Source organism: Thomasclavelia sp., assembly GCF_047249845.1.
Lineage (GTDB): Bacteria > Bacillota_I > Bacilli_A > Erysipelotrichales > Coprobacillaceae > Thomasclavelia.
The window spans coordinates 1-14,795 of record NZ_JBKTWO010000063.1 but is presented as its reverse complement, the minus strand read 5'-3'; the positions used below and the strand labels follow the sequence as shown (position 1 = coordinate 14,795).

The following is a 14,795-nucleotide window of genomic DNA, read 5'->3' as shown; positions in this document are numbered from 1 at the left end:
TCTAATGCTGCTTTGAATTCATCAGCTACTGCTGGTACTAATTTATCTAATTGTTCTTGAGTTACTTCTTTAGCTATATCAATGGCAATTTCTAATGCCATTTTATTGGTACTAACTTCATTTAACTCTAAACCATCAATAGCACTTTGTAATTCATTAACCATGTTATTTACTTCCGTTTGTAATGCTTCTTTATCCGCAAATATTATTTCACCGGCTCTAATTGCATCTTGTAAGATTTTAAAACTAGCTTCAGTATAATCAATTTCATTGTAAGCTTTTGCTTCATTTAATATTTTTTCAAGCTCATCTTTATTCGTTTTTGTTCCTAAATAAATATCTTCTAACCAGTATTTTCCAGCTGCTTGATCATTATTAAATAAATATATTTTACCAATATTTTGTATTGCACCTGCTGTAGCTCGGAAAGCAAAATTATCTGCTATTTTAACCTCTTCTTGGTCTGGCGCAGTTACAAACACACTATATTTTTTTGCTTCTAAATCTATTGATACACGAAGATGATATTTCTCTTTTTTATTAAATTTCATACTAGTTTGGACATATTTTGTTCCATTATAAACTCCAAAACTTCCATCATTAAACATTCTAACAATAATTGGAACTTGTGAATATGCTGTATAATTAGAATCCTTACTACCAAGTCCAACAATTGCATTAGTCATAGTAGGCGCTAATGCACTAACCATATCAAACTCTACGTTTACAGGATTTTTAGTATTTGGACCAATTAATCTATTTGCGCTAACAGCACCACCAGTATTTGATTCAACTGAAACAAGTGCATCTTTTGATGGTTTTACTTGTTCACCTAAATAAATATCTTCTAACCAGTATTTTCCAGCTGCTTGATCATTATTAAATAAATATATTTTTCCAATATTATCTATTGCTTTAGCTGTTGATCTAAAAGCAAAATTATTAGCTATTTGAATTTCTTCCTCATCTTGTGTACTAACAAATACACTATATTTTTTTGCTTCTAAATCTATAGATACTCTAATATGATATTTTTCATTTTTATTAAACTCTACACTGCTTTGAACATAACCTGTTCCATTATAAACTCCAAATTTTCCATCTTTATACATTCTGATAATAATTGGAATTTGAGAATATGCTGTATAATTAGAATCCATACTGCCAAGTCCAACAATAGCATTAGTTTGACTTGGTGATAAGACACTAATCATATCAAATTCTACATTTACAGGATTTGTTGTATTTGGACCAATTAATCTATTTGCACTAACAGCTCCCGCACTATTTGATTCAACTGAAACAAGTGCATCTTCAGAAGGCTTTTGTTCTTCTGCAGGTGGTGTATAATCAAAACGAATTGGATATTCTGGTCTTGTTGAATATTTACCATCTGTTAAACCAGTATTTAATAAATTTGTTAATTTAGTATCTAATGAATTAAATAAACTTGTTTTATAACTAATAATATATGTATTATTTTCAAGACTAGATAATTTTCTATTACTTCCTGCTACAATAACCCCATTTAATTCTACATAAGATGAACCATCATATACTATTGTATCAATAATTCCATTAGCAGTATTTTCACCATATACTTCTTTAACAAAATCTTTTGGTACATAAATTTTTTTATCTTGTTTAATTGTTTTTAATTCTGTTCCTGGAACTAATTCTCTAAGTTTAGAATTTACTACTGCATATTTTGAATCTTCTTTTACAGCAATACTACCAATCATCTTCTTATTTAAAACAGGTTCAACATCATTTGTTACATAACCTTGTTCAACCAATTTAGATAATTCTGAAAGGAATAATACTGTTGCAGCCGGAGCATAACTTTGTGAAGATCCGATTCCTAAAGAACATTTTGGATTTGGATAAGCACTAATCAATTCAGAACGTCCAACTAATCCATCAGGACGAATTGCATTAGCATTTAATCCTAAAAATGCTTTTTTTACTGCTGGATAATAAGTTTCTTTATCTAAAAGTCCATTATTAATTCCCCAAGCTAAACCATAAGCAAAGAAAACAGTTCCACTAGTTTCTGGACGAATATCATGATTATAATCATTCAAATTCATTCTCCAAAAACCATCTTCACCTTGTACCTGGATTAATGTTGCTGCCATTTTCTTAAATACAGCTTCATATTCTTTGCGATCATCTACCCGATCATCTGGTAGATCCTGTAAAACTTTTGCTAATGCACCCATAGCCCAGCCATTACCTCTAGCCCAAAGAATCTTTTTACCATTAGGACTAATCTTTTGATTATTTCCATCACCATCTGGATTATAACTTGCATTAGCATCAAAGATATAATTTTTATCTCGATAGAATAAACCAGTTTCTTCATCATATAACTCTGCTTTACGATCATCATATAATGCTCTTAACTTATCTAACCATTTTTCTTCCCCAGTCAAAAGATACATCTTTGTCCAATTTGGCAATTCCATATAGAAAAAGTCAATTCTATCCCAATAACCTTTTTTACTTTTTAAATCACTAACACTCATTTGTTCCATTTCATTCATAATTGGAACTACATTTTTAATTTTTTCATCATTTGCATCAAAACCAGCATCAGAAGTTATTGAAAACATATCTAAATAAGTTTGAAAACTAGTATGATTATCAGGAAAATATTTTCCAATTCTTCCTGTATCAGCTTTAGTATTCCATGCTGTACCATTATAAATATTATTACTTCCCCAACGACTCGCATAATCAGTATAATTTTCATCACCTGTTAAATAATATGCTTCCATATTCCCAGTATAAAATACTGAAGGTGCCCAAAATTCACTATTTACAGAATGCCCATGATTATAGTTAGTCGCATCATTTCCAGTATTTCCACCTGTTTTAATCCAATAATCATTTACTTTTTTAGCTAAATTAACCAAGTTTTCTGAAGATGGTAAATCAAGATTGGAATTATCTGTCTCTGTTCCCCAGACTTTAAATTCCGTTAATGCAGAAAATTTCTTACGTCCATCTACAGGAATTATTTCTTCACTAACTGGAAGGTCTTTTAAACGTACCCATGAAACTATTTTCTTTTCTGGTAATTTAATTGTTTGAGGTGAAGCTAGTTTTTGTAAAGTTATTGGCATTTCTGTTCCATCAGAGAATTCTAATGTAGCACTTTCCCAGTTAATATCATGATCATTAGAATTATTTGGTTGTGGTGGATTCCATTGAGCTCTTACTGTTATATCAATTTGATCAATTTCAACATATCGACCAAATAAAACTGAAAACTCTGAATCTGTTTTTTCATTTCCACAACCCCAAGCCTGATACGGAAATCCTACATGTGATGCATTATATTCAAATCCATCAATTGCATTTCTTGGTTCAAATTCACGTTTATTATCTGTTGCACGATTTGCAAAGGCATGTGGAAATACATTAATATCACCTTTTTTATTAGGACTACTAGTTCCATTATCATTTCCACGTAAATCATAGGGATTTAAAGCTAAGTTTCTACGTTCATTAATTTCTTCTTCCGTTGCAACTCTTGCTGTAATTATTTTTTCTGTATTTCCTGATGTTGCAAATGCTCGTGAATCATAAGGCCAGTTTCCGCCTCCTAAAGTATTACCACTAGCATCAGTTCCTGTTAAACCAGGAATTACAAAGCGAAACTCATTATTCATTAAGTAAACTAAGGTTTCACCATATTCAAGAGAGGACATATTGGATGGTCTTGTAGTACCTTCTATTTGCTCCTTTTCTGCCATTCCTGTAGTCTTTGGTGTTCCACAATATTTATCTAATTGCACCATTAGATACTTTACCCCTTTAGGTGCTGTTATGACAATCTCATCCCCATTTGTTTTTGTACTTGAACGAACATAATTTCTAGTATGAGTCAATTCATTTATTCCTGATTCTACAACAGTATCATTTTGAATTAATTCAATTTTTACATCTGTATCTGCCGAAACTGTTTTAGCTTTAGTAACTGGCACATTTGCAGCATTGATATTTGTTGATGTAAAAGCCATTAACGTAACAACAATTACTAAAATAAATTTCTTCATATCTCTTCCCCTTTTCAAATATATTTTATTTTTAATATTTTTTTATTTAACAGTTACTCTTTTAACACCTCCATATACATCCTGCATAGTTTAACATAATACTAATTAAACTACATTTGTTAGCGGTTACATTAAATGTAAAAAAAATAAATTTAATGCATATTTTTATTATAAGAATTATAAACTGTTTTAGTCTTTATAATTATTAGTAATTTTTTTACTTTTTTTATTTTCAACCAATAAACAAGAAAAAATCATACATAATAAAAAAAAGAGCCTTTTTAATATCAGCTCCACAAATCACTATCCTACTAGCTTACAACCTGCACTAGTACCAATCCTTGTTGCCCCAGCTTTAATTAATTTCTCCATATCTTCAAGGTTTCGCACTCCACCTGAAGCCTTAACTTCAAGAGCATCGCCAACTGTTTTTTTCATTAAAGCAACTGCTGGTACTGTAGCACCCATAGTAGAAAAACCAGTTGAGGTTTTAACAAAAGTAGCTTTTGCCTCTTTTGCAAGCTTACATGCACGAATTATTTCTTCATCATTAAGCAGGCATGTTTCAATAATTACTTTAACGCATCTACCTTTAGAAGCATCAACAACTGCTTGAATATCATTTAGTACCAACTGATCATCACCCTCTTTTAAAGCACCAATATTAATAACCATATCAATTTCATCAGCACCATTTTCAATAGCATCTTTTGTTTCAAAAACTTTTGTTGCTGTAGTATTAGCACCTAAAGGAAAACCAATTACTGTGCAAACCATAACATCAGAGTCTGCTAATTCTTGAGCACAGTAATTAACCCAAACAGGATTAACACACACAGAAGCAAAATGATATAATTTTGCTTCATCAATAATTTTTTTCACCATCTCTTTAGTCGTATCTGGTTTTAAAACAGTATGATCAATCATTTTATTATAATTCATTTTAATTACCTCCATATATTCTTTCAATTGCCTCTTTTACAATTGTACTATCGCCAGGATAATCAGCTTGTCCTACTTCTAAAGAAATAAATTTTTCATGACCTTTTCCTAAAATTAAAATAATATCATCTTTACATGCTAATTCTATTGCTTGCTCAATTGCAATCTGTCTTGAGGCAATTATAACACTATTGATATCTGTTATTTCATTTTGAATAGTTTCACAAATATCATAAACATTTTCCCCACGATCATCTAATTGTGTCAATATTACATGATCTAAATATTTATTTGCTAATTCACCTAATTCTTTACGTAATTTATAATTACGCTTTCCTGGAGCTCCTAATACCGCAATTAATCGTCCATGATTCTGTCTAACCCGATCAACAAACTCAAAAATTTCTTCATAATTACTAATGTGTTGACAATAATCAACAATTACTGAAAATTTCTGCTTAGCTTGAATTAATTCCATTCTTCCTTCTACAGGCTCAACATTTTTAACAGCATCTAAAACCATGTTATCATCGCATCCCATAGCTATTAAAACACAAACAAGGGCTAATACATTATAAATATTGAATTTAGCTAATACAGGTGAGGATACATGAAAAGTATTCCCTTTAAACATTAAATCAAACTCACTATGGCTTAAATATAATCTAATATTTCTTGCCATAACATCACTATTTGTCTCAATTCCATATGTTAATATTTTACCTTTGGTACTTTTTTTAATCTGTATAAAACTAGGATCATCACTATTTAAAACTGCCCATCCAGTAGGCTTGATCATTTCAAATAGTTTTTGCTTTGCTAAAACATATTGTTCCCTTGTACCATGAAAATCTAAATGTTCAGCTCCAATATTTGTCATTACTGCAATACTAAAATTTACACTATCAACCCGTCCTAAAGCTAGACCATGACTTGATGCCTCCATAGCCACAACTTTAACGCCTCCCCGATTCATTTCAAATAACTTTCGCTGTAAATAAAGAGTCTCTGGAGTAGTATAAGGACATTCTTCCTTTCGCCCATTATATTCTAATGAAATTGTACCTATATAACCTGTATTACAGTATCTTGACATAGCATCTTTTATCATTGATGCTACAACCGTTTTTCCACTGCTCCCAGTAACCCCAATGATTTTCATCTTATTACTTGGATAATCATAAAAAATATTTGAAACTCGATTTAATTCCTCTAAAGTATTTTCAACTGGAATATAAATAATCTTATCATGATAGTATGGCAATTCCTTAGAATATACAATTACCTTTGCTCCTTGAAAAATAGCATCTTCAACATAACGATGACCATCTACACTTAATCCCTCAATACAAAAAAATATTGAATATGGTTTAACATAACGAGAATCACTATGAATTGAATAAATCTTCATATCATTATCAATATCATATAATTCATTAATACGTTTCATTAAACTACACTTCCTTCCAACATCCCATCATATCTATCAATTTTAATGTCCACGATTTCACCAATCATATCCCTATCCGTCTTGACTTTTACCTTTAAATAGTCACTTGCATGACCAATTAAGTATTCACCATCACGTTTTTCAAATAAAACTTTTAAAGACTTCCCAATTTGCTTTAAAGCAAAGTCACGATTAAGTTCTTTAGATAAAGCTAATAAACGGTTACTCCGATCATGTTTGATTTGATCATTTACTTGATTAGGCATTTTTGCAGCAGGGGTATTTTTACGAGGTGAATATGGAAACACATGCAATTCACTATAATTAACTTTTTTAATAAAATTATACGTTTCATCAAATTCCTCGTCTGTTTCACCAGGAAATCCTACAATCACATCAGTTGTAAAAGCAATATTTGGTAAATAACTACGAATTTTATTTATTTTTTCTAAATATTGATTCGTTGTATACTTTCGATTCATACGTCTTAAGGTTTCATCACACCCAGCTTGTAAAGGAACATGTAAATGATCAACAATTATTTCATTAGAACCAATCAATTCAATTATTTCATCGCTAATTTGGCTTGTTTCAATTGAAGAAATTCTTAACCTCTTCAATCCCTCAATCTTTACTAAATCAACTAATAAATCATAAAAACTATAATCTTCTAGATCTTCACCATATCCTGCAGTATGAATACCTGTTAAAACAATCTCAACATAACCATTAGCAACTAAACGTTGAGCTTGATTTAAAACACTATCTTTATCCCTAGAACGTACCCTACCCCTTGCATATGGAATAATGCAATAAGTACAAAAATTATTACATCCATCTTGAATCTTTAAAAATGCTCGCGTATTTTTAAATCGATCTATATTTAAATCTTCAAATTTTTTTAAATTCATTATATTATCAACTTTTACAACCATTTTACCAGTTTCCAAATACTCATTTACATATTTAACAATTTCTTGACGGTATTGAGTACCTAAAACAACCCCAACACCCTCAATCTGCTCAATTTCCTCAGGAGCTATTTGGCTATAACAACCTACCACACATATTGTGGCCTGAGGATTTTTACGAATTGCCTTACGAATCATCTGTCTAGATTTACTATCACCTGTATTAGTAACAGTACATGTATTAATTACGTATACATCTGCTAATTGTTTAAAATCAACTTCTTGATAACCTGCATCATTAAATATTTTCAGCATGGCATTAGATTCATATGTATTTACTTTACAACCTAAAGTATGGAATGCTACTGTTTTCATTTAATCACCTTATTTTAATTTCTTTTTTATTTTCTTATAAGTTTTATCTCCAATGAACCTATGTTCGTATAAATATTCTAAAATTTCTTCCTGACTATCATGATTAATTATTTTATCCATCACAGATTTAATTACACTTAAATCAGGATATTCTTTTGTATATTTATCAATTAAACATATTTCATTTACTATTCTATTGTTATTAAATTGGTAAACCACTTTAAACTCATCATGATATAAATACTCATTTTCACTATCTTGACCAACTAACTTTAAAGTGGAAAATTCTGAATTATATGGCTGCATATCATACAGTTTAACAAATATATCGATATCTTTAGAGAATTCTTTAATATACATCAAATGATGCTTTAAAGTTATTAGCAAGTAATCATTAAGATAATACTTATTTAAAAATGGTTCTAAAAAAGGAATATAAATTATTTCGCCACTTTTACAATCTTTAAAATTAATAAGCTTTGCACTAACTTCTTTAATTTCATTAAGAAAAATATTCTGTCTTTGCTTATAACTTATATGATCAAATAAATCATAATTATCAGCTAAAAAACTGTTGTAACACTGATCAATCACTTTCTTTGCTCTTATCCCCTTTAAAATAACCTCATAAGCGAATAAATCCCAAGGATTTTTTACTTTATAACAAAATCCTTCCTCAATAATTTCTTTACTTCCTGTATTAACAAAGTTAAATAATTCTGTTTGATTTAATTTTGTTTTATAACGATACTTATGTAATAACTCTAAAATCTTCATTTACCGATCTCCCTAACATAACCAATCGTACTTAATAAATATAACGGAGCAGTTTCACTTCTTAAAATTCTTTTTCCCAAAGAACACGGAGTTACTCCCATTGACTCCATAATTTCAATTTCATCCTGATCAAAACCACCCTCACTACCTACAATAACAGAAATTTTATCATCAGTTTCTAATTTATCTAAAAACTGTTTTAAAGCTTTATGTTTACCAGCTTTAGATATTTCTTCATAAGCAACTAAATTATATCTACCTAAATACTCTTCTAATTCATTTAGCTCAATAACATTGATAATTTCTGGTATTTTATTTCTTCGCGATTGCTGAGCAGCTTCTTTTAAAATCTTTTCATAGCGAATTAATTTTTTAGCAAATTTCTTTTTATCACTTTTAACTACACAGCGTCTTGTTAAAAGCGGTACAATTCTAGTTACTCCTAATTCCGTAGCTTTTTGTAAAACCAGTTCAAACTTATCTCCTTTTGGTAGAGCATATATTAAAGTCACTTCAACATCTAATTCATTATTCTCATCTGTTTTTTCAATAATACTGATTATTCCCTGATCTATATCATCAATCTTACATAAATACATTTGTCCATTTATATCAATACAAACAATCTTATCACCTTTTTTGCTTCTCATAACTGTTTTTAAATGATGTAAATCATCAGCTGAAAATATAAAAGTATTTTTATTTGTTAAATTTTCATTAATAAAATATCGCTGCATAATAGTCCTCCGCTACCATTCTATCATGTTTAATACTTGGATAAAAGAATTTTAGTCTATCAATATCTCTTTTAAAAAATAAAAATAGACTTTAAAATTATACATTTTAAAATCTATTAATAAATTATCTATCATTATGATACTGCCTTAAACTTTTCAAGTACTTTTTTAATAATCTTATTACCCCAATTATAATACCACATATGCTTATAGCAGCCTTTCGAGCAAGATTTACTAAACTCCTGATTTAGACAATATCCAAAATAAACAATGCTAGAAACAAGATATATTGAAATCAATAAAATTACTAAACTTGCTAAAGGACCATACAAGATATCATATCTAGTATAATGTTCAACATAATATATAAACGTTATTCCTATTATCATTATTCCACAGCTTGAAAATACAGAACCTATTATTCCATATATCTTAGGTTTCTTTTCAAAAGATAAAAAACGATAAAACAAATAAAAGAATACTAATAAACCCACTATCATAACAATTATCCCACTAATAAAATAATTAAGAATTGCTAAAATAATTAAACCAATTATTAATAAAATAAACATAAATATTGCTTTAATTCGTATTAATATTCCATAGGTAGAAAATCCCTCATCATTCATTGAAATAAGCATAAATGAATAACAGGCATTACTAGCTAAATAAATAGATAATGATAATGATATAATCATTGATAAATAAGTATTATATTCTCTCGATAAAATATATTGAATAAATGGTGCTAATAATTTTTCTGGTACATAACTATATAAAAAATTTATCAATTCAGGATTATTTAAAATCTCATTTTGAAATGTTTTTAGCACTATTATTAATCCTGGCAATAAAGCCAGTAAAAAACAAAAACTTGATGAATAACGAAAGAGATTTCCCTGAGGAGAAATAAATTTTTTAATAACATTTTTTAATCTTTGCATTAATTCACCTCTATCAACGATATTCATTACCTATTTTAGATATTTTATTCATAATCTATTAGACTATACGTATTTTTCTTCATTTATTTTATTAACCAGCATCCTTTCAAATAAACCAGATAACTTTATCCCTCTTATTTATCCTTACTATACTATTTTGATATCATCGCATGTGCCAATACTATCAGCTAAGATTAAGTCTGCTATATTTAGAAACATAGATCATATCATATAAAATAATAAAACTATTAATGTACTAACAATTTATTTTTTCTAAAAAAATATGAACTTTAATACTATCTTCTATTATTCTATAATAAATTATTATATCGTTAAATATTATAATAAAAAAGACAATGTAGCGTTCGCTAATGATATGATGACCTCCTAGTAGACAGTGTAAATAATTAAACACAAACTACAAGGGGCATCATATCATAAATCATTGTCTAAAATAATATTTAACTTAATATCTTAAAACCATTATCATAATCAATCATTATCTTACTTCCATTTTTAATTGAACCTTTAATCATTTCACGAGCTATCAATGTCTCGATATTAGATTGGATAAAACGTTTTAATGGACGAGCACCAAATGTTGCATCATAACCTTGTTCACTAATAAGGGCTTTAGCACGATCACTAACATTAATAGTAATTTTTTTATTACTTAAACGTTCTGATAATTGTCTAATAAATTTATCAATAATTTTATTAACTACACTTAGATCAAGTGAATTAAAATAAACTATTTCATCAATACGATTTAAAAATTCTGGTTTAAAATGCGCTTTTAATTCATTATCAACAGCTTTTCGTGTATTTTCATTATTACCTTCCAATAAATAATTTGAACCAATATTAGATGTCATAATAATGATTGTATTTTTAAAACTTACTAAATTCCCTTTAGAATCAGTAATTCGTCCATCATCTAATACTTGTAATAAAATATTAAATACTTCAGGATGAGCTTTTTCAATTTCATCTAATAATACAATACTATAAGGATGGCGCCGTACTGCCTCAGTTAATTGACCACCTTCTTCATAACCAACATACCCTGGTGGAGCTCCAACCAATCTAGACACACTAAATTTCTCCATGTATTCAGACATATCGATTCGAACAATATTTCTTTCTGTATCGAATAACTGTTCAGCTAATGATTTGGCAACCTCAGTTTTACCAACACCTGTAGGTCCTAAGAATAGAAAACTTCCAATTGGACGATTTTCATCATTAATTCCTGCACGGGATCTAAGAATCGCATCAGTAACTTTTTCAATAGCATCATCTTGACCAATTACCCTTACTTTTAATGCTTCATCTAACCGTAATAATTTTTCACGCTCAGATTCCATTAATTTATTAACCGGTATTCCTGTCCAACGTGCAATCACTTCACTAACTGTTTCAACAGAGACTTTTTCTTGTAATAGATCATCTTCTTTTTTTGAAGCTTCAATCTGTTCAATTTCTTTTTCAATTTGTGGTAATGTTTGGTATTTAATCTTTGATGCTTCTTCTAAATTACCTTCCGTTTGATATTTATCTTTTAAAGCTTCTAAACGAACTTTTTGATCTTTTAATTCTTTTACATGATCCAATGATTTCTTTTCTTCTTGCCATTTATCAGTTAATCCTTTAACTTCTTCATCTAAAGATGCAATACGTGCTTTTATTTCATTTAAACGTTTCTCATTATCATCATTTTTATCTTCTTTTTCAATTGAAATCCGTTCCATTTCTAAACGATTCTTTTCACGAGTAATAACATCTAACTCTTCAGGTAATGAATCAATCTCCATTCTAATTGAAGCACAAGCTTCATCAATCAAATCAATTGCTTTATCAGGTAAGAAACGATCCGTAATATAACGTTGTGACATATTTACAGCTCCAATAATAGCACTGTCTGTAATTTGTACCCCATGATGTGATTCAAAAGAATCTTTTAAACCACGTAATATTGCAATTGTATCATCTTGATCTGGTTCATCAACCTGGACCTTTTGAAATCTTCTTTCCAAAGCGGCATCTTTTTCAATATACATCCGATATTCATCTAAAGTCGTAGCTCCAATACAATGTAATTCTCCACGTGCCAACATTGGTTTTAATAAGTTTGCAGCATCCATTGCACCATCTGTTTTACCTGCTCCAACTAACTGATGAATCTCATCAATAAATAAAATAATTTCGCCTTCAGCTTTTTTTATTTCATTTAAAACCGCTTTTAATCGCTCCTCAAACTCACCACGGTATTTAGCTCCAGCTACCAATGCTCCTAAATCCAATTCATATAATGTTTTATTTTGTAAAGAAACAGGCACATCATTTTTAAAAATACGCCATGCTAATCCTTCAACAATTGCTGTTTTACCAACCCCTGGTTCACCAATCAAGATAGGATTATTTTTTGTTTTACGCGATAATATTTGAATTACTCGACGAATTTCCTCATCACGTCCTATAACCGGATCAAGTTTCCCATCAGCAACATCTTTAGTTAAATCACGTCCATATTTTTCTAATACTTCATATTGATTTTCAGGATTTTGACTATTAACCATATTGCCACCTCGCATTTCATCAATAATCTTTTTAACTTCTTTACGATTCAAACTATACTCTTTTAATAAATCTTTTACCCAACTACTATTAAGCTCAAACAATGCCATTATTAAGTGCTCTACACTTAAATATTCATCTTTAAATTTATGCATTTGTTTATCAGCCAAATTAAGTAATTGGTTTAAATCATAAGAAATGCGTATACTATTTATATCAACATTATTAACAACTGGCTTGCTTTGCAATCTACTTGACAAGTTGTTTTGTATCCCAGCAATATCAACATTGCTTTTAGATAAAACCCGATATAAAATACCCGCATTATCTTCTAATAATGCTAATAAAAAATGTTCTACATCTACTACCTGATGACCCATTTCACTGGCCACCGTAATTGCCTTTTGGATTGCTTCTTGCATTTTTGCAGTCCATTTTTCAATGTTCATGTTCATCACTCCTTTTAGCACTCTTCTACCCCAAGTGCTAATTATATTATACACCTTAATTTAGCACTGTCAATATTAAAGTGCTAAATATTAATTACTTATAAAAAAGAGTAGTATTTATTTTTAGTACTCAAATAAATGTATGATTTATTTATACAAAATTATATATCATTTTTTCCTATTCAAATGTCCGCAAAGCCTTATTTTATCTGCTCTACGGGCATTTGCTTTTGTGGTAAACCTTGTATGTCTAGGTCTATCTTCTTATATTTTTCCTGTCAATCGTGGTAAATACTTCTATGCTATCAGATGCTTTATCTCTGTTTTGGTACTCTCAATCGAGGAATGGGCATACTAGTCCATTGTGATACTGATATTGGAATACCCCATGATATATACTGTAAATCTTTCGGGTTCATATTCCCCTGTGCCATTCTCGTAAAAAATGTATGTCGCAATATATGCGGTGTGATATGTGGCTTTATGGTGTTGGTTGTATTTTCTTACCATACACACAAATAATGCGTTATAGTCAAAGCCCAATCAAGAGTGCAACGCACCACCAGTGGTGGCAAGATCTTGATTGGGCTTGTTCCTTTCTATTTTGGGTAATCAAGAGGAAAGGATAGAGTATTTTAAACTTTTTCATCATCTACGATTATCAAGTTACTTTTATACTTGATTTTCCCCGATAAAACATCATCATAAAATTGTTGTTTTGAATTGATATAGTCAATACATTCCTGTACTTCCTGTAATTTTTCTTCCAACAATTCCTTTTTCTTATCCAATATGATTTTACGTTTTGGAATAGAACTTTCCCCCTCCAAACATAAATCAACATATTCTTTCATTTCTGCAATACCCATACCACATCTTTTTAAGCAGGATAAACTTTCGATCCATGCGATATTTCTATCGTCAAAAACTCTGTAATTATTTTCACTTCGTTTTACGTTTGGGATTAACCCCTCGTTACAGTAATATTTTAAGGTTTCGTATTTCATGCCTGTTAATTTGCATACATCTTTCATTGAATACATAATTTTTCTCCTTTTTTCAAAAAAAACATTGACCGGTAGTTACTACCGAGTTCTACAATGCTATTGTACTCGATAAACAAGAAAAAAGCAAGGAGTGATAAAAAATGGAATATGTAACATTGAGTAACGGAGTAAAAATGCCAAAATTAGGGTTTGGAGTTTTTCAGATTTCCAAAGAAGATTGTGAGCGCTGTGTGCTTGAGGCAATCAAGATTGGTTATCGACATATTGACACCGCCCAATCCTATTTCAATGAGGAAGAAGTAGGAAATGCTATTGAAAAATGTGGCGTTCCAAGAGAAGAACTTTTTATTACTACAAAAGTGTGGGTTGACAATTATGGATATGAAAAAGCAAAATATTCAGTCCTAAACTCTATGAAAAAGCTGAAAACCGATTATCTTGATTTAGTATTACTACATCAGCCTTTTTCGGATTATTATGGAGCCTACAGAGCCTTAGAAGAACTATATAAGGCTGGAAAAATTCGTGCAATCGGTGTTAGTAATTTCTACCCCGATAGATT

General features: G+C 29.7%; 10 protein-coding genes and 1 pseudogene. 1 reads left to right on the top strand and 10 read right to left on the bottom strand.

Annotated elements, in window-relative coordinates; all coding sequences use genetic code 11:
• The 10 genes and pseudogenes from ACLR9T_RS12465 to ACLR9T_RS12420 all read right to left on the bottom strand — a co-directional run.
• Nucleotides 1-4,064 (bottom strand): glycoside hydrolase family 88 protein (locus ACLR9T_RS12465; protein ID WP_413109832.1); only part of this gene is annotated, 4,064 nt, incomplete at its 3' end.
• Nucleotides 4,065-4,367: 303 nt separating this feature from the next.
• Nucleotides 4,368-5,006, bottom strand: a complete 639-nt coding sequence (gene deoC, locus ACLR9T_RS12460) for a deoxyribose-phosphate aldolase (protein WP_413109831.1) — start codon at nucleotides 5,004-5,006, stop codon at nucleotides 4,368-4,370.
• A 1-nt stretch (nucleotide 5,007) separates the two neighbouring features.
• The gene (locus ACLR9T_RS12455) at nucleotides 5,008-6,456 is read right to left on the bottom strand and encodes a UDP-N-acetylmuramoyl-L-alanyl-D-glutamate--2,6-diaminopimelate ligase (RefSeq protein ID WP_413109830.1); all 1,449 of its coding nucleotides are present in this window, start codon (nucleotides 6,454-6,456) and stop codon (nucleotides 5,008-5,010) included.
• Nucleotides 6,456-7,742: a tRNA (N(6)-L-threonylcarbamoyladenosine(37)-C(2))-methylthiotransferase MtaB gene (mtaB, locus tag ACLR9T_RS12450; protein WP_413109829.1), complete on the bottom strand. Its 1,287-nt coding sequence runs from the start codon at nucleotides 7,740-7,742 to the stop codon at nucleotides 6,456-6,458. The genes ACLR9T_RS12455 and mtaB overlap by 1 nt, the downstream gene beginning before the upstream one ends.
• 9 nt (nucleotides 7,743-7,751) lie before the next feature.
• Nucleotides 7,752-8,519 carry a hypothetical protein gene (locus tag ACLR9T_RS12445; RefSeq protein WP_413109828.1) on the bottom strand — a complete coding sequence of 256 codons (768 nt, stop codon included), beginning with the start codon at nucleotides 8,517-8,519 and terminating at the stop codon, nucleotides 7,752-7,754.
• The gene (locus ACLR9T_RS12440; RefSeq protein ID WP_413109827.1) at nucleotides 8,516-9,256 is read right to left on the bottom strand and encodes an RsmE family RNA methyltransferase; all 741 of its coding nucleotides are present in this window, start codon (nucleotides 9,254-9,256) and stop codon (nucleotides 8,516-8,518) included. The genes ACLR9T_RS12445 and ACLR9T_RS12440 overlap by 4 nt, the downstream gene beginning before the upstream one ends.
• Before the next feature lie 134 nt (nucleotides 9,257-9,390).
• Nucleotides 9,391-10,200: a YihY/virulence factor BrkB family protein gene (locus ACLR9T_RS12435; RefSeq protein ID WP_413109826.1), complete on the bottom strand. Its 810-nt coding sequence runs from the start codon at nucleotides 10,198-10,200 to the stop codon at nucleotides 9,391-9,393.
• Nucleotides 10,201-10,661: 461 nt separating this feature from the next.
• Nucleotides 10,662-13,226, bottom strand: a complete 2,565-nt coding sequence (gene clpB, locus ACLR9T_RS12430) for an ATP-dependent chaperone ClpB (protein WP_413109825.1) — start codon at nucleotides 13,224-13,226, stop codon at nucleotides 10,662-10,664.
• Between the two features lie 354 nt (nucleotides 13,227-13,580).
• Nucleotides 13,581-13,769, bottom strand: a pseudogene (locus ACLR9T_RS12425) (tyrosine-type recombinase/integrase); the annotation flags it as partial.
• 92 nt (nucleotides 13,770-13,861) lie between these two features.
• Entirely contained in the window at nucleotides 13,862-14,269 is a 408-nt protein-coding gene (locus tag ACLR9T_RS12420; protein WP_413109824.1) for a MerR family transcriptional regulator, read from the bottom strand.
• Between the two features lie 104 nt (nucleotides 14,270-14,373).
• On the opposite strand from ACLR9T_RS12420, the gene ACLR9T_RS12415 reads away from it, so the two are divergent.
• The coding region (locus ACLR9T_RS12415) for an aldo/keto reductase (protein WP_413109823.1) at nucleotides 14,374-14,795 on the top strand (422 nt) is incomplete at its 3' end.